This window comes from Cognatundibacterium rivi (assembly GCF_018139565.1).
GTDB lineage: Bacteria > Pseudomonadota > Gammaproteobacteria > Burkholderiales > Burkholderiaceae_D > Undibacterium > Undibacterium rivi.
On sequence record NZ_JAGSPK010000004.1, the window covers coordinates 270,086 to 292,503 of the forward strand.

General features: G+C 46.2%; 22 protein-coding genes. 12 read left to right on the top strand and 10 right to left on the bottom strand.

What is annotated here, in order from left to right; translation table 11 throughout:
- Positions 1-20 precede the first annotated feature (20 nt).
- The gene (locus tag KDM87_RS12935) at positions 21-1,145 is read right to left on the bottom strand and encodes an ABC transporter substrate-binding protein (protein WP_212679466.1); all 1,125 of its coding nucleotides are present in this window, start codon (positions 1,143-1,145) and stop codon (positions 21-23) included.
- Between the two features lie 160 nt (positions 1,146-1,305).
- On the opposite strand from KDM87_RS12935, the gene mobB reads away from it, so the two are divergent.
- From mobB to KDM87_RS12950, 3 genes are all read left to right on the top strand, one after another.
- Positions 1,306-1,839, top strand: coding sequence for a molybdopterin-guanine dinucleotide biosynthesis protein B (gene mobB, locus KDM87_RS12940; protein ID WP_212679467.1), 534 nt, complete (start codon positions 1,306-1,308; stop codon positions 1,837-1,839).
- 58 nt (positions 1,840-1,897) lie between these two features.
- Positions 1,898-2,098, top strand: coding sequence for a YjfB family protein (locus KDM87_RS12945; RefSeq protein WP_212679468.1), 201 nt, complete (start codon positions 1,898-1,900; stop codon positions 2,096-2,098).
- Positions 2,099-2,252: 154 nt separating this feature from the next.
- Positions 2,253-2,690 carry a hemerythrin domain-containing protein gene (locus tag KDM87_RS12950; protein WP_212679469.1) on the top strand — a complete coding sequence of 146 codons (438 nt, stop codon included), beginning with the start codon at positions 2,253-2,255 and terminating at the stop codon, positions 2,688-2,690.
- A 6-nt stretch (positions 2,691-2,696) separates the two neighbouring features.
- Here the strand turns inward: KDM87_RS12950 and KDM87_RS12955 are convergent, their stop codons facing one another.
- Positions 2,697-2,915: an RNA-binding S4 domain-containing protein gene (locus tag KDM87_RS12955; protein ID WP_186885302.1), complete on the bottom strand. Its 219-nt coding sequence runs from the start codon at positions 2,913-2,915 to the stop codon at positions 2,697-2,699.
- Positions 2,916-3,232: 317 nt separating this feature from the next.
- Between KDM87_RS12955 and KDM87_RS12960 the strand changes: the two genes are divergently transcribed.
- The 5 genes from KDM87_RS12960 (at position 3,233) to KDM87_RS12980 (ending at position 7,645) form a co-directional block, all read left to right on the top strand.
- The gene (locus KDM87_RS12960) at positions 3,233-3,490 is read left to right on the top strand and encodes a BufA1 family periplasmic bufferin-type metallophore (RefSeq protein WP_186897999.1); all 258 of its coding nucleotides are present in this window, start codon (positions 3,233-3,235) and stop codon (positions 3,488-3,490) included.
- A gap of 59 nt (positions 3,491-3,549) precedes the next feature.
- Entirely contained in the window at positions 3,550-4,407 is an 858-nt protein-coding gene (bufB, locus tag KDM87_RS12965) for an MNIO family bufferin maturase (protein ID WP_230407760.1), read from the top strand.
- Positions 4,408-4,427: 20 nt separating this feature from the next.
- Positions 4,428-5,192 carry an HvfC/BufC N-terminal domain-containing protein gene (locus KDM87_RS12970; RefSeq protein WP_212679471.1) on the top strand — a complete coding sequence of 255 codons (765 nt, stop codon included), beginning with the start codon at positions 4,428-4,430 and terminating at the stop codon, positions 5,190-5,192.
- Between the two features lie 240 nt (positions 5,193-5,432).
- Complete coding sequence (locus KDM87_RS12975) at positions 5,433-6,959, top strand: alpha/beta hydrolase family protein (protein ID WP_212679472.1); 1,527 nt, start codon at positions 5,433-5,435, stop codon at positions 6,957-6,959.
- A 14-nt stretch (positions 6,960-6,973) separates the two neighbouring features.
- On the top strand, positions 6,974-7,645 hold the full coding sequence (locus tag KDM87_RS12980; protein WP_186898003.1) for an OmpW/AlkL family protein: 672 nt from the start codon (positions 6,974-6,976) through the stop codon (positions 7,643-7,645).
- A 73-nt stretch (positions 7,646-7,718) separates the two neighbouring features.
- On the opposite strand, the gene KDM87_RS12985 is transcribed toward KDM87_RS12980, so the two are convergent.
- Genes KDM87_RS12985 through KDM87_RS12995 form a run of 3 tightly spaced genes read right to left on the bottom strand, consistent with a single transcriptional unit; the run spans position 7,719 to position 9,911 of the window.
- Positions 7,719-8,690 carry a GGDEF domain-containing protein gene (locus KDM87_RS12985; RefSeq protein WP_223827012.1) on the bottom strand — a complete coding sequence of 324 codons (972 nt, stop codon included), beginning with the start codon at positions 8,688-8,690 and terminating at the stop codon, positions 7,719-7,721.
- A 49-nt stretch (positions 8,691-8,739) separates the two neighbouring features.
- Positions 8,740-9,594: an HDOD domain-containing protein gene (locus tag KDM87_RS12990; RefSeq protein WP_212679473.1), complete on the bottom strand. Its 855-nt coding sequence runs from the start codon at positions 9,592-9,594 to the stop codon at positions 8,740-8,742.
- Positions 9,591-9,911 (bottom strand): hypothetical protein, encoded by a 321-nt coding sequence (locus tag KDM87_RS12995; protein ID WP_186885204.1) that lies wholly within the window; start codon positions 9,909-9,911, stop codon positions 9,591-9,593. Before KDM87_RS12995 ends, KDM87_RS12990 begins: the two co-directional genes overlap by 4 nt.
- A gap of 255 nt (positions 9,912-10,166) precedes the next feature.
- On the opposite strand from KDM87_RS12995, the gene KDM87_RS13000 reads away from it, so the two are divergent.
- A complete protein-coding gene (locus KDM87_RS13000; protein ID WP_329604935.1) occupies positions 10,167-10,781 on the top strand; it encodes a DUF1345 domain-containing protein in 615 nt (204 codons plus the stop codon).
- Between the two features lie 8 nt (positions 10,782-10,789).
- On the opposite strand, the gene KDM87_RS13005 is transcribed toward KDM87_RS13000, so the two are convergent.
- Positions 10,790-11,227: a hypothetical protein gene (locus KDM87_RS13005; RefSeq protein ID WP_212679474.1), complete on the bottom strand. Its 438-nt coding sequence runs from the start codon at positions 11,225-11,227 to the stop codon at positions 10,790-10,792.
- A gap of 200 nt (positions 11,228-11,427) precedes the next feature.
- Here KDM87_RS13005 and KDM87_RS13010 point away from each other — a divergent pair, with 200 nt between their 5' ends.
- Positions 11,428-12,666 carry a nucleoside recognition domain-containing protein gene (locus tag KDM87_RS13010; RefSeq protein ID WP_212679475.1) on the top strand — a complete coding sequence of 413 codons (1,239 nt, stop codon included), beginning with the start codon at positions 11,428-11,430 and terminating at the stop codon, positions 12,664-12,666.
- A 44-nt stretch (positions 12,667-12,710) separates the two neighbouring features.
- Here KDM87_RS13010 and KDM87_RS13015 read toward each other — a convergent pair whose 3' ends face one another.
- The 3 genes from KDM87_RS13015 to KDM87_RS13025 form a co-directional block, all read right to left on the bottom strand.
- Positions 12,711-14,474 carry a M14 family metallopeptidase gene (locus KDM87_RS13015; RefSeq protein WP_212679476.1) on the bottom strand — a complete coding sequence of 588 codons (1,764 nt, stop codon included), beginning with the start codon at positions 14,472-14,474 and terminating at the stop codon, positions 12,711-12,713.
- Between the two features lie 156 nt (positions 14,475-14,630).
- A complete protein-coding gene (locus tag KDM87_RS13020; protein ID WP_212679477.1) occupies positions 14,631-15,944 on the bottom strand; it encodes a TRZ/ATZ family hydrolase in 1,314 nt (437 codons plus the stop codon).
- Positions 15,945-16,139: 195 nt separating this feature from the next.
- The gene (locus KDM87_RS13025; RefSeq protein ID WP_212679478.1) at positions 16,140-16,784 is read right to left on the bottom strand and encodes a response regulator; all 645 of its coding nucleotides are present in this window, start codon (positions 16,782-16,784) and stop codon (positions 16,140-16,142) included.
- A 717-nt stretch (positions 16,785-17,501) separates the two neighbouring features.
- Between KDM87_RS13025 and KDM87_RS13030 the strand changes: the two genes are divergently transcribed.
- Positions 17,502-19,448 carry a PAS domain-containing sensor histidine kinase gene (locus KDM87_RS13030; RefSeq protein ID WP_212679479.1) on the top strand — a complete coding sequence of 649 codons (1,947 nt, stop codon included), beginning with the start codon at positions 17,502-17,504 and terminating at the stop codon, positions 19,446-19,448.
- Between the two features lie 139 nt (positions 19,449-19,587).
- On the top strand, positions 19,588-21,822 hold the full coding sequence (locus KDM87_RS13035) for a TonB-dependent receptor plug domain-containing protein (protein WP_212679480.1): 2,235 nt from the start codon (positions 19,588-19,590) through the stop codon (positions 21,820-21,822).
- Positions 21,823-21,885: 63 nt separating this feature from the next.
- On the opposite strand, the gene KDM87_RS17780 is transcribed toward KDM87_RS13035, so the two are convergent.
- The gene (locus tag KDM87_RS17780) at positions 21,886-22,374 is read right to left on the bottom strand and encodes a pilin (protein WP_329604937.1); all 489 of its coding nucleotides are present in this window, start codon (positions 22,372-22,374) and stop codon (positions 21,886-21,888) included.
- Between the last annotated feature and the right edge of the window lie 44 nt (positions 22,375-22,418).

A 22,418-nucleotide genomic window follows, 5' to 3' on the forward strand; every position in this document is an offset into this window, starting at 1 on the left:
GACGGCAGAGCATCAGGACATCAGAACATGAGGCCGCCACCTTTGCGGAATAAGGCAATGTCAACGTAACTCGACATCCGGTAGCTGCCTTCGTGCGGGGTCAGCAATATGCCGCCCAGATCCATCGTCGATTTCTGGTTAGCGATCGATTGCAGACCGTCTTTACCTGATTTCGATAACTGTATCGCTTTTGCCAGAGTCTTGGCGACGACGAAACCTTCAAATGTCAGTGAGGATAAATCTTCGTCACGGAATTTTTTCATCATATTACTGTGCTCGATCTGCACGATGGATTTCTTGCCCTGAGGATTCGGTATAACCTGCGAAAACACGGTCCATTCCAGTGATTTGGCACCGGCGACTTCCGCCAGCGTATCGAGATTCGTCAATGACATACCGGCGACAAATGTTCTTGGCGCATATTTACGGAATTCCTTTAAGAACAGGCCAGTACTCAGGGTATCTGCGACGACGATGACGATGTTCGGATTTGCTTTCGATAATGCGGCTGATTCACGCTCAATATCGGCCGGAGAATTATTGATATGCACAATGCCACTCATTTGCATCTTGCGTTTTTTAACTTCGTTGCTCACGTATTGAAACATGTCCTGATTGACGCTGTTTTCCTGTATGGCGATGCCGACGCTTTTGATGCCGAGTTTGTCAAAGTAAGAGAAAATATATTGCATTTCCTGCTCAGGACTCGGGCGCCAGAATAAGACACGATTACCGTAACTTTTGACAGAGCCTATCAATGGTGCAAACAAGGTTTGTCCACTTTGTACAAATTTTGGCGAGCTGACAACGGCGTCGGTCACTGGTGCCCCGATGCCACCCAGCATGTATTCTGCTCTGTCTTTTTCCAGCAATTCGGCGACGGCTTTGACTGATTGTGCCGGGATGCCCTGATCATCTCTGGCGAGATACTTTACTTTGCGTCCGTTGATGCCGCCGCTGGTATTCAGACTATCGAAATAGGTGGTGATGCCAGCCACATAGTCGCGGCCGATACTGCCATTCGGGCCAGATAAATCAATGGCCTGCCCGATAATAATCTGGTTGTCCTGAGCATAAACCGCAGAACTGAGCAGATTGCTGATGAAAACGAGAACGATGGCAAATTTGCTTGAGAGGACTCTCATATTGAATTTTTGTCGATTGTTGCGGTGCACAGAAGTTTGCCATCGAATTGTTACTACATGACTACATTGCAACTTGACAATCAAACAGGGACGCTGACTCTGCTTTTGTTTGCGACAGATATGTTTATACTGGCACCACTATTACTTTAGGTTGCAGCAGATGGCGCAGAACATACTTGGTGTGGTTGGATGGTCAGGCAGCGGAAAAACGACACTGCTGGAATTCCTAGTGAAGGAGTTATGTACTCTTGGTCATAGGGTCAATGTTGTAAAGCATAGTCACCATGACATCATTATTGAGCCACCCCAAAAAGATAGTGCGCGCTTTCGCACCGCTGGCGCGGCAGAGGTTTTATTGGTCTCGCCTTATCGTTATGTGATGACACGCGAACTGCGTGGAGAGAGTGAGCCGGCGCTGATGGATATTTTGCCAAGATTGTCGTCATCTGACCTGATTTTTGTTGAAGGCTATAAATGGGAGGCCATTCCGAAAATCGAGGTGTATCGCCCAGCGCTTGGCAAACCTGCTATTTTTCCTGATGATCCGCATATTGTTGCAGTTGCTTCGGATGTTGCTGCACCAGAGAATCTTCGCCCTGGCCTGGCCTGGCTGGATTTAAATAAGACGATCGATGTGCTGAAATGGATACTTGCTGAATTACACCAGAAAAATTTTTCGACATCTTTAAAATAAAATTAAAGTAAACCTTATCTTCAGCCGTTAATAAAAACGTTTGATAAGGAGAATTGTCATGGACGTTACAGGTATAGCAAATGTTGCAACGACGCTCGCAGATGTTGGTACCAGCCAGGCAGTGAGTATTGCTGTGTTAAAAAAAGCAATGGATCTCCAGACTGAAAACGCAACCGCGTTAATTCAGGCGATTCCAAATCCGAATAAGGTACAAAATCTGCCGCCATATCTTGGTCAGAATATTAATACCACAGCTTAATTGCTCGTATTGCACGTCAACAGCGTAGTAGTTAATACATTTTTCAAAACAGCGCACTTTTAAGTGCGCTGTTTTTATTTGTCAGATGATCTTACGCAAGCAATCTTTGAACTGATCAGCCATAATCTCGCTACTTCATTGCACAGGAAAAAACATGACACAAAATACCTGGGGTTGGTCAGATCGGCTGAGTTTAAGTTACGCACCGATGGACGATATTCATCATGAATTCGTGGAATTATGCGCAGCATTGTCTGAAAATAATCCTGATACATTTATTCAGCGTCTGGATGCACTGATCGCGCACTCGATTGAACATTTTGAACAGGAAAATTGCTGGATGGAAGAAACGGCATTTCCACCTGCTGGCTGTCACCGGCAAGAACACGAAGCCGTACTGGAAGTGATGCGTGAGGTGCGTCGCCGTGTTGAAGAGGAAGGCGATACGGAATTGGCGGCGCGTCTTGCTGAAGAGTTGCCGCACTGGTTTGAACATCACGTTGATACGATGGACAATATGCTTGCCCGTTTTATGGCAAACCTGACGGCAGATGCTAGCTCTGCGGATGTGCAGGAAAAAGCGCCAGCCTGATGAATATCAGTCAGCGAGGACGCGTATTTCTACATCGCCAAGGCGGACGATCTGACCTGCGCGGATTTTTGCCGTTTTACGCAATTCCTGTTGCCCATCAACGCTGACATCGCCGCTGGCAACGATGACTTTGCCAGCGCCGCCACTTTCGCAGATGCCGACTAATTTCAGTAACTGGTTTAATTCTACAAATTCGCCATTCAGGCTAAAACTCAGTTTTTGCATAGGATCTCCGTTCAGGCATTCAAAAAAGGGCGCAGCATACACTAATTCAAGCAGAGTCGGGAATTTGCCTGATCTGACTGCGCGTCGCTGACACAACTGATATTTTGCCAGCATACTGGCAAATAAATTTCATCGCTGACTAAAACATTGTCGCCACCCCGCTTTGATTTTACTATTGTCGGATATGGCGAGCAGAGGCTGACTTTTTATTTGCATCCGATGATGTCCTTTGTTATTTTTCTGTTGTTACACGTTGTTATCAGTGGTTGTAGTGCGCCATCTTTACATCAGACTATTTTACTTTTCAGGATATACAAATGAAGAATAAAGCCATAATCACTGCTGCGCTTGCAGGCTTGATCGGTTCATCCCATGCGTCTGCGGCTGAGCCTGTGAAGAAAGAGAAGTGTTACGGCATCGCTAAGGCGGGGCAGAACGATTGTTCGTCGAAATCAGGTTCGCATTCTTGCGCAGGTCAGGCCAAGAAAGATAATGATCCTGATGAATGGAAAAAAGTACCGGCAGGCACGTGCGAAAAAATGGGCGGAAAAACTGATGCGCCTAAGAGTTCTTAATTACGCGTTATATCAATTCAGTTGATTCAGCAGATATGCATGGAAAATTTTCCGCATCCATGAATCCTCATCCTGTCGGTGCCGGTATAGGCCTGCGTACGCAGCACTATAAAGATTTTCTGACTGCGCCGGTGAATATCCAATGGCTGGAGGTACACGCGGAAAATTACTTTGGTGAGGGCGGGTATGATCTTCATGTTTTACAGCAGTTACGCAAAGACTACCCTGTCAGCTTGCATGGTGTTGGCCTTGGGTTGGGCTCTGCACATGGATTTCAACAAGAGCACATCGCAAAGCTGAAACGACTGATCGGATATATCCAGCCTTGTCTGGTTTCTGAGCATCTGTGCTGGGGCGCGGTAGCCGGGCGAAGTTTAAACGACTTATTACCCATGCCTTTGACCCGGGAATCATTGCGCTTGTTTTGTGATCGCGTTGATCATTTACAAAATGAGTTACAGCAGCGTGTGTTGATTGAAAACGTTTCTACTTATGTTCGTTTTCAGCACGATGAGATGAGTGAGGCTGAGTTCTTATGCCAACTGGTGAAATCCACCGGATGCGGCATTTTGCTTGATATTAATAATTTATACGTGAATCAGGTAAATCACCATGAGAGCGCGCTCTTGGCTCTGAACCGCATTACTTCACTCCCTGCAGGCTCTGTGGGGGAAATACATTTAGCTGGTCATTTACAGGCGGATGACTGTCTGATTGACAACCACGGTTGTTGTATTGCGGAGCCAGTGTGGCAGATATACGCTCAGGCATGCGAAGGCTTAGGCTCGGATGTCCCGGTACTGATCGAATGGGACACTGACATTCCTGCGCTATCTGTTTTGCTCAGTGAAGCTGAAAAAGCAATGCAAATTCAGATTGCGGCAGCCAGACGATTTCAGGTTAAAGGACTCGGATGACGCAGCGTGATCTTGCGAGCGTGCAGGCACAATTTGCGGCGGCGTTGTTGCAACGGCAAAACACGGTCAACGACAATTTGCCGTTAAGCGAATTGTCACTAAGCCGATTTTCATATTGCTGCAATAATCTGGCGGCCATCTGGTATGCCACGTTAAAAAATGCTTATCCGGTTTTACATCAACTTGTTGGCGACGTTTTTTTTCGGCAAATGGCAACTGAGTATGGATATGCCTATCCTTCGAAGTCTGGTGATTTGAATGAGTTTGGTGCGGAGTTGCCGTTGTACCTGGCAACGTCGGAATGCAATGCGGATTATCCGTATTTTGCAGACGTTGCAAGATTAGAGTGGCAATTGCATCGTTCATATTACGCGGCGAACGCTCCGGTGTTGAGCTTACCGGTGTTTGTCGCAACAGTTGCGTCGCGCGGCGTGAATTTATCCTCTGCAATTTTGCAAAATCATCCAGCGGTGAGTTTGTATACATCGTCCCTGCGAGGGCTGGATATCTGGTTTGCGCACCAACAATCGGATGCGATTGCTTTTCCATTGCTGACAGAGCTAGCAAACTATGGATTGATCGTAAGACAGAACTGGAAGCCACAAGTCGTTCGACTGGAACAGACGGAGTGGGCAGTGTTAAGTAAATTGTTTCAAGGAGAGAGCCTTGAAAGTGCATTGGACTATGCCCTGCATCATGACAGTGAATTTCCGATTCAGATTAGCCTAAATCGTTGGTTTCAACTGGAAATATTTTCAGAAGTGATTCGCTTTTGCGAAGATTAACGACCAAGCCCCTTTGCGGAAAACAATTGTGAATTTATACTGTCAATTCATCTACATCTATTATTCCTTTTAGGGTGAAAACATTTTAAGAATGTTTCCTCTAGATTTATCAATGTAGCTATTAATACATCTGCGCTGGTGACATACTACGCGGTAAGTTTTTAGAACGCTCGTTCCTTTATCTTTTAAGTCAGCGTTTTTAGTAACTTACATACAAATTCTTATAGGAGAGAGACACTCATGCGTCATTATCAAATTGCGCTCAGCTTGTTGTCCGCAGCCGTTTTATCGGCTTGTGGCGGCAGTGGCAGCGAAGGCCCAGCGATCAATACTTCCGTTGCCCGCGGAACCTTATACGCAAATCCACCTAATCTGGTGCCAATTCCACAAGCAAGTGGTCCAGCGCTCACGAAATTAGATCCAGTCGTCTTTAAAGCAATGCTGGAAGCCAAAAAACCAGGTTTGACGCAGGTGACTGGTACTCCTAAGTGTGAAATTTCCACTTACTACATGAAATACGCAACTGTTGGCGGTGCAAACGAAGCAACTGATGCAACAGGCGCGATCATGGTTCCTTCTGGCAGTGATCCGGCATGTACTGGTCCACGTCCAGTATTGTTATATGCTCACGGCACAACAGTTGAGAAGTCTTTCAACATGGCTAATTTGAGAGATAACTCGGAAGCCTCCCTGGTTGCTGCAATGTATGCAGCGCAAGGCTTTATCGTTGTTGCTTCAAATTTTGCCGGTTACGACGTATCTTCACTGACTTATCATCCTTATCTGAACGCCGATCAACAAGCTGACGATATGGTGGATTCTTTACGTGCTGCCCGTGCCGCATTTCCAAGAATTAATGCGCAGGACTCAGGTAAGTTAGTCATCGCTGGTTATTCACAGGGTGGTCACGTGGCGATGGCAACGCAGCGTGCTATGCAGCAAAAATATGCATCTGAATTTAAAGTCTCGGCCTTAGCTGGTATGTCTGGTCCGTATGCGATGGCTTTATTGGGTGATGCGGTTTTTGCGGGTAGTCCGAATGCAGGTGGCACCGTATTTTTGCCAATGATAACAACATCATGGCAGAAATCTTATGGCAACATATACGCGTCGGCGAATGAGATTTATGAAGATAAATACGCCACAGGAATTGAAACCTTGATTCCAGGCGGATTGACAATGACCGATTTGTTCACCACAGGTAAATTGCCTTCTTTAGCGATGTTTGCTAAGGACTCTTTGCCAGGCCCTTCAACACCGGCATTCAGTGGATTTTTTGGTGATGGTAACCTGATTAAAACGAGCTATCGCAATGCCTACCTTGCAGATGCTCAGAAAAATCCATGTGGTACAAATCCAGCGGATCCGTTGAATTGTTCACCAGCTAACGCTTTCCGGAAAGCCGGAGTCAAAAACGATCTGCGTAATTACGTTCCAAACGTCCCTGTCATGTTATGCGGTGGTGGCAGCGATCCTACAGTGTTTTTTGCCAGCACACAGGCTACAGCAGGATTTTTCCTCGCCAAAGGTTTCCCAAGTGCATATCTGACAACGCTCGATGTGGATACAAATCCAACCAGCGCAGCGGATCCTTTTGCTGCCGCAAAAGTTGGTTTTGCTCAGTCTAAAGCAGGTGTTATTGCTGCTGCGGTTGCAGCAAAACAAGATCCGGCTACTGCTGTCGCCAGTGTGTATCACGGCACTTTGGTTCCACCGTTCTGTAATGCTGCAGCACGTGGTTTCTTCCAACAAGTTCTGGCTAAATAATCGGGAGAATGACCATGAAAAAAACTAAAATGATTGCAGCACTGGCGTTAGCTTTGTCAGCTTCTTCCGCTTTTGCTTACGACAACACAGTGAAAGCTGGCGTCATCGGACTTTGGATTCATTCCGACTCGCCGGATTTTACAAGTAATGGCCCAGCTTATTTGACGCCACAGCCTGCGGGCTTGACCGTTGGTGACGGCAAGACCTTGATGTTTGGTTTTACACGTAAATTGAACGATCACTTTGATCTCGATTTTACTGCTGGCTTACCTCCTGAGCACAAAGTGTATGGTCGTGGCACGATGGGGCCGTACGGAGTCATTGCAAAAGTTAAGCAACGGGCGCCGACGTTGTTCGTGAACTACAACTTTGGTGCGCCATCTGAAAAGATACGTCCATTTGTTGGTCTCGGTCTTAACTACACACAGTTTTTTGACGCAACTACAACACCATCGAATGATATCGCTACCGGTGGTCCGACAAAGTTGAGTTTGAAAGAGTCGTTTGGTCTTGCTGGTCAAGTCGGTATCAAATATCAATTTGATGATCGCTGGTCCGTCACCGGTGCTATTGTTGCAGCGAAAGTGAAGACCGATCTGACGGCGATTACTGGCAGTATTGAGCGCAAAACGACAATTGATTTCAGACCTGTTGTTGTGACGCTCGGTGTTGGTTACAGCTTCTGATGAAAGCAGCCGTTTGAAATAAAAAAGGGTTCGAATATCGAACCCTTTTTTTCATCTTGTGCCTGCGAGACGATCATGCCGCCACTTGATTTCTGCCTGCATCTTTCGCGCGATAAAGCGCCGCATCGGCGACTGAAATCAATTGCAAAAAGTCTTGTTCTGCTTGAAGTGTCGCAACGCCGAAAGAACCCGTAATATGTGGCAGCGGCTTTTTTGCATCAGGGAATACTTTGGTCTTGCTCAAGCGGGTACACAAACGCTGAGCTACCCCTATCGCCGCTTTTTGAGTGGTTCCCGGCAAAATGACGATCATTTCTTCGCCACCGTAGCGAGCGGCAAAATCGGTTGGCCTTAATCCCGCATTCAATACCTTAGCCGCTGTTTGCAATGCGTCATCGCCCAGCAAGTGGCCGTATTCGTCATTGAAGCGTTTAAAATGATCCAGATCGACCAGAATAATACTGAGTGGATTACCACTCACATGTGCGTGTTCTATCATCGGTGGTAGCTGTGCATTCAACCAGGCGCGGTTATGCAGTCCGGTCAAGCCGTCAACCATGGATAACTGGCGATAGAATTCGCCGACTTTTTGTCTGCTGCGGATTTGCGCGTTTGCAGTACGGATTCTGAACGATAAAAGTTGCAACAGGTTACGTGCCACACCGTTAGATTGATCGATCAGCTGCCATAAGGTTTCCGCTTCAATGACAAGCAGGTCACTATCGGATAATGCAGAAATTGTTGCTGAATGAATTTCCTCATCCAGCACGGATATTTCACCGACACATTCCCCCGGCAGATACTGTGTGATGGAATTTTCTATGTGATTATTATCTTCATTGAGCTTGGTGATGCCGAGAGCACCATTCAGTACGATGAACAGACGGGAGCCTGAGCTGTTTGCATCCAGTACGATTTGTCCGGCTCTTGCTTTTACGATCGGACAGTCTTTGATGATATTCCGGATGAGCTGAAGATTTTCATCAGTTATATCGCGAAATAAATGAATATCGTCGATCCGGTATTTCGCATCTTTAAAATACATCAATTGTTCCAAAATCGTTTTATCCAGATACATGAGTCAATAATCGTGTTCAAATTAAAATCTGATTCAGTGCCTCAACCCGCATTTCGGTTTCACGGAATATGCCAAGGTACTCTGTTTCGCTAAGGGCTAGCGTATCCCAAGCATGTGCTGACAGCAAGGGGACAACATCATTTTTTTCATCAGCGAGATCGAGCGCATGCACCACAGCATCTGCAACGTGGACAACAGATGCCAGTGGATGTATACCGGCTATGTCCGGGCAATGGTGGCCTCTGATCGCATCCTGAATTGCTTCTGCAAAAAACCATTGCTGCGCTAGTGTCAGCCCCGCATCGACATGGTCTATGCCCATGATTTCACGTTCCGCATCAAGCAAATAACAATCCTTGAGTTGCCGATGCTTAATGACTTCTGCATATTTTTCAGGATAATAGGTCACCAGAACCAAGCGACCAATGTCATGCAAAAGTCCAGCAGTAAACGCAAAATCATGTTTCATGTGAAGTGCCCGGGAAATTAATTCAGCACAAATGGCGGTTGCCACGCTGTGTCGCCAGAAAGCCTGAAAATTAAATCCCTCGCAGTAAGATGCAGAGCTGCGGTTGGCAAGTATCGTCAGACGGACCAGATTCTTGATCTTTTCAACACCGAGCAAGGCAGTTGCCTGCTGAATCGTTACTACCCTTGAATTAACACCAAAATGTGATGAGTTGACCAGACGCAGTACCTTGGCAGTGATGGCATGGTCCATCGCAATCTTTTCGTTGATTAAATCCAGACTGCTGTTTTCATCTTCCAGAACGGAGACCAGCTCACGCGCAACGGCTGGCAGCATTGGCAGATCTTTCATATGCTTGATCATGTCCTGCAGAAGCGCATTTTTTTCAACATCTGTTTTCATGTTGAGTCTCCTTCGCGGTAATGCTGTATGTATTTTTGTAGCAGATTCAGAGGTCTTTCGGCAGGATACTTCCGAAACAACAATGGAATACGTTCAATTTTATGTTGACGCTCTTCCAGCTCGTCCGGGCTGGGGGTGTTGTCTTTCTCTATGCATAGCTGACTGATTCCATGCGTCGCCAGGGAATGCAGCATGTTTTCGCTTAAAGTTGTTCCGGCAGGAAGCAGAATATGACCGACCTTATCAAGCAAGTCATCTGCCAGTATCATCCCGGCAGTAACCTTGTTCAGCGATAAGTAATGACTATGTTTGTTCATTTTGCAGGCTCCCGATTCAGGTGCTTATCTCATCACACATATTGCCGGATATTTGGAAACGCGAAATGTTCTTCATTTAAAAAAATCTACATTTTGCAACAGAGTGATCATGCTTTCTTTGCATACATCCAGGCGAACTGCTTATCTCAGTGGCTATACTACACCTCATCTTGAAAGTTTCTATTGATACATGTTCACAAATATATATAAAGGTCGGAAACAGTGAGTAATCTTTTATTGCACAGGCCACGTCTGGTGGCTACTTTTTTGATCGCGACAATAGTGGCAGTATTTTTACCCGAGACCTGGGCATTTTCAACGCGTGCGTTATTTTGCTGGAATATCGGCGTGTGGTCGTATCTCGCTTTGATGGCATGGTTGATGGTTCGTGCAAAAAATTACCATGTCCGCGAGATGGCGATGCAAGAAGATAACAGTGCGGTTGCTGTACTCGCCTTATTATCAATTTCAGCAACGATCAGTCTTGTGGCGATTGTGATAGAGCTGACCGGCACCCGCGCATTAGCACCAGACCTGCGGGCACTTAAATACATATTTGCAGGAGTCACCGTCTTGGGTTCCTGGGCTTTACTTGGTGTGGTGTTTTGCTTCCATTACACGCTGTTGTTTTACAATTCTCCGGAACAGCAGCGAGCATTACGTTTTCCAGATAACGAACAGATGCCAGACTATTGGGATTTTCTTTACTTCTCGTTCACGATTGCGGTTGCCGCACAGACTTCCGATGTTTCTGTCGCTTCCCATAGCGCGCGTAAAACGGTATTGGCACAATCTGTGTTGAGTTTTTTCTTCAATGTTGCCGTGCTGGGGTTTTCTATTAATATTGCGGCCGGACTCGTCGGCAACTAAATCAAGCATTAGTCTTCTCTGTGGTGATGTCTGTGTCGCTCTCTCCACTCATGCTCTTCATACCGATCTGCCCGCCAGACCTCACGCTCACGCCAAGGCCGGCCATAGTTTTGTTCGACGTACTGATGATACACATACGGTTGAGGTGAGCTCAGTACGACAGGAATGCCACCGAAACGCGCATCGATATTAATGAAATAAGGGAGTCGGCTATTTGCTTCCCATCTGCGTCCATCTGACCAATACCATGTTTGTGATTGTGGCGAGAAGTACACCTGACGTGACGGGTAATAAATATAATTGTAGTTCCGGATTGGCTCTGCTTCATACCTGTCGTGATGCCAATGGCGCCAGCCGTGATCATGAGCTTCTGCAATCTGCCAGACACCAGCAGTGAGCAAGCAGGCAACGATGGCGGTGACTGTTTTAAATCTGAAATTAGACATGTCATTTTCCTGAAACGGGGTGATCAGATAACGTCTTGTGACTCGCCCTCGCTGACAAAAGAAAATAAATACTCAGGAAAATACTGCAACAAACTGTTAATGCTATACCTCGTACTTATACCTGAATCCGAAAAAATCATTCGGCGGTACTTTGTTTTCATGTTAAAAAGATTCCACTTGCAATCTCATCTTCTGGCGCTATGGCACTTAATTATATTTGGATAGGTTTTTTTCTGATCAGCTTTATTGCCGCTTTAGGGCAGTGGATTTTTCTCGGCGATGTTGAGGTATTCAAACGGATTATCGATGGTACTTTTGACTCTGCGAAAATAGGTGTGATGGAAATTGCTTTGCCTTTGGCCGGTGTCATGACCTTGTGGTTAGGGATCATGAATATTGGTGAGAAAGCGGGTGCCATCAATTTATTAGCGAAAATTATTGGGCCTTTTTTTGCCAGAATTTTTCCGGGCGTTCCGCAGAGTCATCCGGCGAACGGGCATATGGTGATGAATTTTTCGGCGAATTTGCTCGGTCTCGATAATGCTGCGACGCCGTTTGGTCTGAAAGCGATGGAAAGTCTGCAAACGCTCAATCCAAAAAAAGACGAGGCAAGTGACGCGCAAATCATGTTTTTGGTTTTGCATACCTCGGGTCTGACTCTGATTCCTCTGGCGATCATGGCGCAGCGCGCGGTTCTCGGAGCGAAAGACCCATCCGATATTTTTATTCCATGTCTGATCGCGACGTACGTCGCAACTGTCGTCGGTCTGATCGCCGTGGCTATTTGTCAGCGAATTAATTTATTTAACCGGGTAGTGATGTCCTGGCTCGGTGGCATCAGTGCTTTTATTATTGGCATGGTCTGGTATCTGAGTCAGCACATGAGCCGCGCAGAAATTGAGGTTTTCTCTAAGGTCAGCAGTAATTTGCTGTTGTTCTCGATTATTGTTGCGTTCATTCTTGGCGCCATGCGTAAAAAGGTGAATGTCTATGAGGCATTTATCGAAGGCGCAAAAGGGGGGATGCAAACCTCGTTGACGATTATTCCTTATCTGGTCGGGATGTTAGTGGCGATTGGAGTACTGCGAAATTCCGGCGTGTTGGGATTTGTTGTCGCCGGTTTTAACTGGTTTTTTACACAGATAGGCGTCAATACGGATTTCACTTCTGCATTACCCACCGCATTAATGAAGCCTTTGAGCGGCAGCGGCTCGCGGGCGATGATGGTGGATGCGATGAAAACCTACGGTGTCGATTCTTTTGTGGGACGCCTAGCTTGTATTTTTCAGGGATCGGCGGATACCACTTTTTATATCGTCGCACTGTATTTTGGCTCTGTCGGTATCCGTAAAACCAGATATGCGATTTCAGTGGGATTGATCGCTGATTTTGCCGGTGTTATCGCTGCGATTTTTGTTGCTTACTTATTTTTCCACTAATTTGATTTACTTCAATGAATGAGGAGGTTTGCTCCTCATTCATTTTATTTGGGAAAAATATTTGTTCTGAAGATCGGGTACTGTTGATATTGCTGATCCCAGGATGAGTGGCGACGGGCAAAGAACTCTAAACGCGCCTGCGGGCTTTTAGCGAACTCAGCGTCGTCTTTCAGTTTTTTTTCAAAGATGGATTTGAGTTCAGGGTTAGCCGCCAATTGTTCACGTGCAACATCTTCCGCGACGTATGCTTCCATGTATTCTTTTTTCTCGAAAGCATTATTGAAAAAACCCCATCTGACGAGTGCATCCGGTGCCTGTGGCTCAAATAGCGCGGCGACCAGCGCAGCTTTAGGTTGAGCAGAGGGAATAAATAAAGAACCTTTGCCAAAAGACGCCTGATCGCCAGTCCATTCCCCTTTTAGTTGCAGTGTTTGATGGCTTTCCGTTGACTGTGGTGACAATATCGCGTTTGTCGCGTTGAAGCGTTCTACCGCGATGTTGTTAAGCGCGTTGCCGAGTGATTGAAATTGTATTCCGTGAGTTCTTAATTTATGAATGACGATTCTGGCGTAGAATGCCGGAACAATATATCCCGCTTGCGGCATCGTGATGTAGGTATCGGGGATAATTTCATCGCGCAGTTTGACTTGCCATATTTGTGGCTTGCTTTCGTCGTATCTCGTCATTAATGCACCGGAAATTTCTGATGGCTTTCTGGTGTATGCATAACCCCGGAAATCTATCAGATGAGATTTATCCGTTGTCTTATAAGTGACAGGGATAGGTTTGCCTGCCATTTTTATTGAGCGTAAATCTGCTTCTGAGGCGATTTTTTCCCATTCATTGCCGTATCGTGCAACTTGCTCCAGAATTGAGGTGATCGTGTTTTTAGTAATTCTGACCCGGGTGGCGTAGTTTTTCCATGAATGGGTTTCTACCAGTATGCCAAAGCGATTTCTTAATTGAAAATAGCCGTGTGAAAAGCGTGGTGCCGGTACTCCGTCTACAAATCCAGACGCCGGATCATCTTCTTTGTCAAACGACATATAAAACGGTTGAGGTAAAGAGCCCGTCTTACTGAGATCCGCAAGCACGTTTTCCTGCAATTTTTTTCCTGCCGCTTTTAAGCCTTCATCGCCCGCGTGCAGCGGTTCGACCTGAACTGAAATGTCATGCTCAAATTTTGCTCCGTCAGTGACATGCAGATCAACGTTGACCAAAGGGTCCCAGTGATTGATCAGGCGTAGCATAGATTGCATTTCTACGGTATCTGCTTTGACGTAATCACGATTCAGATTGTAGTTCTGTGCCGTGGTACGCCATCCCATTTCTTCTGGCCCGCGCTGGTTAGGTCGATTCCAGCGACCAAACCTTTCATGTCCATCAACGTTAAACACAGGAATAAAAATAAATACCTGTTTGTCTAAAATGTCGTTTGCTGCTGCGTTGTCCAGTAACTCCCTTAAAGCAATAAATCCAGCGTCCTTTCCGTCAATTTCTCCTGCGTGAATTCCTCCCTGAATCAAGGTAACGGGAATATGCTTTTCTTTTGCGAGATAGGGGGTGAACGCATTGGTTCTGGTGGCGATCAGCGCCAGTATCGGACGGCCTTCCGGGGTTCGTCCGAATTCCTGACAACGCACCAGTTTAGGATAATTTTTCTGGAAATTACGACAGAGAGTTTCGACTTCTTCGTAACGCCCTGTCTTTTGAAAGTTACTCTGTTCGGCAATCGTACTAAGATTTTCTGCTGCAACGCAGAAACTGCTGCTGAATAAAAAAGTTAAATAAAATGGTAAACGTTTCATTGTGAACGAGGGTAAAAAATGGTCGGAATGATCTCTGTGCAAATGCATGCAGGTGTCTGTTTCCTGAAAATCGGACAAATACGATACTTGTACAGGTCTTAGCCCTTCGCAATCGCAAACCGGCATGCAAGTTTTAACTGGTACCAGGATACCTGGTCAGTCATTAACAATACGCGCCTGCCACCACTTTGCTTTTGCAAGTAAATTTGGTTCGACTAAAGTTGTTAACTGGCGATTTTCCATTAAACATTGCCCATTGACCCAGACATGACTGACTTGTTCCCGGCCCGCTGCATAAATAATCTGAGATACAGGATCGAAAACTGGTTGGGTTTCAATGGCAGAAAGGTCGATAGCAATAATATCGGCCTGTTTTCCAGTAATCAGGCTACCTATCTGATCTTCCAGCCCCAGTGCTCTGGCACCTGACAAGGTTGCCATCTCTAATGCTGAGTGCGCATCCAGCGCGGTCGGGTCATTTGACTGTGCTTTTGCGAGCAAAGCGGCTAAACGAAGATCACCCAGCAGGTCCAGTTTGTTATTGCTTGCGGCACCATCCGTGCCTATGCCGACATTGATGCCTGCCGTCTGCATTGCATGGATGCGGGCAAAGCCTGAAGCGAGCTTCAGATTGCTGGCTGGATTGTGCGCAATGTGTACACCGGTACGGGACAGCAGGGCAATATCGTCATCGTCTGCATGCACCATATGTGCGGCGATCAGGCGATTACTTAATAAACCGAGTTGATGCAGACGTTGCAGCGGCCTCATGCCGTATTGTTTCAGGCTGTCATTGACTTCATCTACTGTTTCATGGACGTGGCAGTGAATGCCCATGTCATATTTTTCTGATAGTTCTATAATTTTTTTGAACGTATCATCGGCAACGGTATAGGGCGCATGGGGCGCAAGTCTGAATCCAACACCATCCTGGTTCGCAAATGCAGTTGATGCTTCAATCGCCTTATCCAGATATTCACCGGCATTTTGCGCAAATCCGGTAGGGAATTCCAGAATACTGCAACCGACTATGGTGCGCATTCCTGCTTGCAGTCCAGCTTTCGCCACCGCCTGATGATGAAAATACATATCATTGACTGTGGTTGTTCCGCCGCGGATCATTTCTGCCATTGCAAACAGAGTTCCATCAAGTACAAATTCATCTGACACATGTTTCTTTTCTGCTGGCCAGATGTGATGATTCAGCCAATCCATCAGCGCCAGATCATCGGCCAGACCACGCAACAGGCTCATGGCGGAATGCGCATGGAGATTAATAAAGCCAGGGGTCAGCGCATGTTCCTTCAATTCAATGTGCGTGGCGTCCTGATAACGCAGGCGTACGTCTGCCTCGGGGAGAACGGCTAGAATTTTTCCGTTCTGCATTACCAATGAATGAGCAAGCAACACAGTCGCTTTGGGTTCAACGGGAATCAGGTATTTAGGATGGAGACAGGTAATTGATTTCATGGCATTCCTCTGAGCGGGAAAGCCATTATATCGGGCGGATGAGCTTCTCTCAATTTACTGAGAGACTATCTGTTTTGACGGCGCAGAATAATGCAGTGCAGTGAAGCCAATGTGGTGAAGGCTGACGCTACTTCGCTGAATGGTGACTTAATAAAAAATACCGTCAACAGGACGGCATTTTTACCAGGAGCATGTTTAATTCGGTAATTGTTTCGACGGCGCCCTCGCAGTCGTCAGCGTATCGTTCAAAACAGAAATCAGAAGCGAGCGGGTTAATTGTGATTTAGTGGTGTAGCCATCTATTGCAAACTGGCTGCTGACTCTTTCTTCCGGCGCATAACCTGGTTGACCAGTGCGTAAGATAATCCGGATATCATTTTTTCCTAATTTACCACGAACAACTTTGACCAGTTCCAGCCCCGCATCCACTGTTTCCATGACGACATCAAGTAAGATCAGAGACAGGTCGTCATTCTGAACAATCAGTTCTTCAGCCTGTTTGGCAGAGTAAGCATGCAGGAATTCCAGTGGACGACCATGAATACGAACACCATTTAACGCAAGTACGGTTGTTTCGTGAACGTTACTATCGTCGTCGGTAATCAGGATTTTCCATGGATGAACAGCCGTTTTCAGAGAAAAATTCGGTTCATCTTCGTCGAGAAAGTCGATGATGTCGTCTTGCGTCTCATCTGGAGAAGAGACACTTTTTCGATGGCAATAAGAAATAAAAAAATCAATATTGCTTAGCGATAGACGATCTGGCGTCTGCCTGTGGCCCATACCGTAATCGGTGCTTTCTTTTCGCAAGCCGGGCATGTGACTGTGTTGTTGTTCCATCAGTGCTCTCCCTGGTGCTTGAAAATATTCGTTTTCAGTTCTTATCTTATGTGAAGTGCCAATCTTTATCAATACTCTGATTGGCTGATGTTATTTGAGCTGAAACTTGTTGTAATAAGTCATTTATTTTTCTGATGTTGTATGGCAAATGTTAGTATTTAACAGATTTAATACTGATTAAATACAGAGATCATGACGCTACTGCATGAGATTGCAGCATTCATCGGGAAGCTAAAAATCCATCTTCTTGATTTGTATTAAAAGGGCGTGATGATTTCGGGGGATATTTAGTATTTTATGTTGCCGACAGATATGTTCTCCTTCAATGCCTTGTCAATCATGTTGTTTTTGTTGACGTCGCTGACCCTGATTCTCCTGAAACCACTTTTAAAATTGCCACACTCCTTATCGTATTGGTGTGCAGCTTATCTGTGTCTGGCTTGCGCTCAGGCGCTGAGTTGCTCTCGCGTCTGGCCAGTGCTCTCCGTCGTATTTGAGAAAATTTTTCTATTCAGTTTTTCATTTCTTTTTTATCTTGGTCTGCGTACTTTTACGCAGAAAAAAAATGATCTGAAACCACTCTTGATTGTATTTTTCTTTGCCTGTTTCTGCCTGTTTTTCACGCATTTGAATCAGTCTTCGCCATTGTTCGTATCACTGTCAGAAACGGTTTTTCCTGCTCTGCTAATGTGCTTGTCCGCTTTCTCAGTGCTGTCAGTGCGCATTTGGTTTGAGCAAGAATATGGTCAGGGAAAGTACATCGCCTATTTGTTGTCTGGATTATTATTTGCAGAGGCAATGTTGTTGCTTGGTTCTGTTTTTTATTCCGGAGCGGCAGCAGAGCAGATCGTTTTTGAGAATGTATTGCTTTGTATTCAGGTCGTATTAGCGTTTTCGACGATGGTGCTGATGTCGCATCAATCAAACCATGCCAGCAGCAGTCTCGCAGGTTTACCGTCTGAAACACAAAACCGTTTCAAAGAAGTGGCCGGATCTGAGGATCGTGTCGCTCTGTTTGAAACGGTATTTCAATTGGTTCCCGATACAGTAACAATTACCAGGCTCGATACCGGTCAATATCTCGATGTGAATCGTAATTGGGAGCCAATGTCAGGGTATTCACGCGAGGAGGCCATCGGGCGTACCTCGACAGAATTGAATTTATGGGTTAATCCGGAACAAAGAAGAGAATTCGTCGCACGCGTTGCACACGAGGCAGAAGTAAGAAATGTGCAAGCGGCATTTCGCCACAAGGATGGGCGCATATTTCAATGCCGTATTTCAGGCACGCGTTTCAGCTTAAACGGATGCGACTATCTGATGCTGACTTCACGCAATATTGATATGGAAATAGCGACAGAAAGTGCACGTCTTACAGCTGAGACAATGTTGCGGGAGAATGAAAAAAAATATACCACGCTGTTTCAGTTGTCGCCCCTGCCTTTGGGATTAATTGATGTCAGTTCGCATCAAATGATAGAAGTCAATGATGCATGGTCGACGCAGTTTAAATTTGATCGTCGTCATGTCATCACAGATGTGCAGATGCGTGAATTTTGGGTGACTCCTGAGCAGCCTGATGCCGCTATCCAGTCTTTGTTGAATCATAAAGAGATAAATCAGATCGAAGTTGTGGTGAGAAATAGTGTTGGCGTTGACGTCATTTGTCTGATGTCGGCACGCCTGCTGGATATGAATGCAAAGACTGTATTTATTTTTTCTTTAATGGATGTGACGCGGCAATATCAGGTGGAAAAAGAAATTCGGGAGATGTCAGCAGAGTTAGAAATACGTGTCAGGCAGAGGACTCAGAATCTGGAGGATGCTAATGCGGAATTGGCTTCTGTCGTGGAGTCATTGCGTCGAGCGCAGGAAAAATTGATACGCTCTGAAAAAATGGCGGCATTAGGCTCGTTAGTCGCAGGCATTGCGCATGAGCTGAATACACCCTTAGGGAATAGTGTGACGGTCGCCAGTACTTTGCAAGATCAGACCACGGAGTTTTCACAGACGCTGACTAATGGACAATTGAAGCGCTCGGCACTGAATCAGTACATTGAGGTGGCGACGCATGGAACTGAATTATTGATGCGGAATTTAAGTATTGCGCGCGACCTGATTGCCAGTTTCAAGCAGGTTGCCGTTGATCAGTCCAGTAGTCAGCGCAGGGTTTTTGACCTTGCCACGGTACTCAATGAGATCATCGCGACGCTGTCTCCCATGTATAAAAAGGGGCCGTACATTTTAAAAACAAATTTTGCTGAAAAAATAGAAATGGATAGTTATCCGGGACCATTGGGACAGATTCTGACTAATTTCGTGACAAACGCATTGATACACGCGTTTGACGGCAGAGATGATGGCGAAATGTCGGTGAATAGTCGCTTGCTGAGTGAAAAACAGGTTGAGATTGTCTTTGCAGATAATGGCGTGGGTATTGCCGAAGCAGACCAGAAGCGAGTTTTTGATCCGTTTTTTACTACCAGATTAGGACAAGGCGGGTCAGGGCTGGGTATGCACATTGTCTATAATCTCGTGACGGACGTCTTAGGGGGCGAAATTCGCCTGCAAAGCACACCCGGTGCCGGTACTAGTTTTACTTTATTGTTGCCTTTGGTCGCTCCTCACATATCACTTGAAAGTGACGTCATCGCAATTCAATAGAGTCCGTTTTCCATTCTTATAAGTCCGTCAGTCAAGGTTGCGGCTGACGATTTTTCTTAGTGGTGAACTTTATTTATTGCTATCGGTCTGAGGGAAGCCATTTTTATTAATCGCTTCATCTTTTCATTCCCTTATTTCTATGCGTACACCTGGTTTTCCATTAAGTGTCATTGCGGTCTCTATTCTGCTTGGATTCAATACCGTCGCCATTGCTCAGGAGAGTAAAAATGCTTCTTCTGAGTCTGACTCCTCTAAGCTGCCCAAAAAAGCGCCAGTAAAAGCACTGGATACACCCATGCAGAAGGTGGAAGTGCAGGGCGCCAAAAATTATGATGAACGTCGCCAGGACACTGCGACCAAGATCGTTGTGACACAGGAAGACATCGTTCGTTATGGCGATACTACGGTCGGTGACGTATTGAAGCGCCTGCCGGGAATTACCATGGGCGGCGTGCAGGGGCGTGGTGGTGAGATCCGTATGCGTGGCTTGGGATCAGGTTACACGCAGATTATGCTAAACGGTGAGCCGAGTCCACCGGGCTTTTCGCTGGATTCGATCTCGCCGGATCTGATTGAACGCATAGAGATTATTCGCGCTGCGACGGCTGAACTCAGTACACAGGCGATTGCCGGTGCCATCAATATCGTGCTGAAGCGCGCAGTGCAGACCGCGCAGCGCGAGGTTAAGGTTGGTGCCTCTGAAGACGGCGGCAGGTTCGGAGAGAATGTGAACCTGCAAATTTCAGATAAAGCGGGGCGATACTCTTATTCTGTTTCCGGTAACTTCAATCATGGTCAATATGAACGACCATCGACGATAGTTGAATCAGGGGCAGATGTCAGCGGCAAGCCGAATAAGCAAACCAGAACCGATCAGCTGGGTTGGGGAACATTTAATGGCATAGGCCTGTCACCGCGAGTGAATATCTCGTTGGCGAATGGAGATACGCTGACCAGTCAGAGCTTTGTGAATGCCAATCGCTTTACTGGCTATACCAGTGAGGCAAGTCAGCCATTACTCGAAAAATTACCGACCTATTTCAGTGATTTACAGCGCATAGAATCTGATTTCGCGATGGTGCGTAGTGATCTTAACTGGATACATAAACTGACAGACAGCGCCAAATTAGAAGTCAAATTCGGCCTGAATTTTAATCGCCGTAATTCAGATGTTGGCTTACTTGGGTACGGTAAGGAAAAGAATCAGATATTGGACAGAAAAAGCACATCTGATGCATCAGATAAAGGCTTTACCTCGACGGGTAAGTATTCAGCGCCTTTCGTAGAAGACCACGCCTTTGTTTTTGGTTGGGATGGTGCTTACAGCAAGCGCAATGAGCATCGTCTGCAGTCGGATATCGTTGCTCCAGGCAGCAATCTGATTGCCTTGCCGCTCAATGAAACTTATGACGCAGATGTGACGCGCGTCGCTTTGTTTGCACAGGATGAATGGAATGTGACTAAGCAATGGTCCGTCTATGCTGGTTTGCGTTGGGAGGCAATTGAAACGCGCAATCAGGGTACGGGCTACGATGAAGTCACCAATAAATCGAGTGTGCTAAGTCCGATATTACAGACGCTCTGGAAGATTCCGGGCAGTAAAAATGATCAGGTACGTCTTGGTCTGACGCGTACTTACAAGGCACCAAGCAGCGGGCAGTTAATTCCTCGTCGCTACCAGTCGAATAATAACAGCGAGACTAACCCGGACAGCATCGGTAATCCAAATCTGAAACCTGAGCTGGCATGGGGTATTGATGCGGCATTTGAACATTATCTTGCTGATGGTGGAACGCTGAGCGCCAGCGTTTACATGAGAAAGATTGACGATATTATCCGTACAAAATTGGATCAGATTAATGGCATCTGGTTTACTTCGCCAGCCAATGATGGTCAGGCTACGACAAAAGGGATAGAGCTGGATGGCAAGTTCCCATTACGCTCTTTAATCAGCGATGCGCCAGCGATCGATTTTCGTGCCAATCTCTCGCTGAATTGGTCCGATCTGAAAACGGTACCGGGACCGAATAATCGCCTGGATTCACAAACACCAGTCAGTGCAAACATCGGGATGGATTACAAATTATCGAAAGTGCCTCTGACTATTGGCGGTAACGCTAGTTATCAGAGTGGTGGTTTAGTACGGATATCTGCTGAACAAACCACGTATTCTGTTCCTAAACGAGTGTTGGATTTGTATGCGCTGTGGAAATTTGATCCTAAGACCAACTTAAGAATTTCAGTAGCGAATTTGCTGCATCAGGATAATGTTTCATCCAATACAGTGATCAATCAGTTGAATGGAACATCTCAGCAAATTCGTTACACGCCAACCACAGTGGCGGTCAGGGCGATGCTGGAGCATAAATTCTGAGAGCGCTAACGATTTGAATTTGCTTTTGTGGAGAAAAACGCCGACGTTATCAGTCGGTGTTTTTTATTTTGCCTTACTGCGGCAAATGAAGGGCAGGTACTGGACAGGCAAGGTTGTTTTATCTGCGCCTTTGATTGTCATTTTGTCCGGTGCCTCCGCGTTCGCGCAGACCCAGGTTACCGGTACAACATGCGCGTCTTCAACGACGGCCGGGCGTAAAGAAAGCACCTTGCCTTTTATCGAATTACTGGCGCGATTACCAAAGGTAATATGAACGACACCTTCTTCCACGCTGACGGAGCTGACGAAATTATTGACGATTTTATCGGAGGAGGGTAACCCAGCAGCAGCATTGTCGGCCGGGAATTTCTGCCCTGCGAGCCAGGCCATTTCTACCGGCTTCTTTGCCACATCAGCCAACGGCATCGCCGCTTCGATTTGCTCGCGGATGACTTTGTATAAATACGATGGGGCAGCCATCGCAGCAAGTATGCCGATGATCGCAATAACTGCCAGAATTTCTAATAGAGTGAAGCCAGATTGTTTTTTCATATTGCACGAAGCCGACGGGGAATTTTCAGCAATATAAAGGAAAA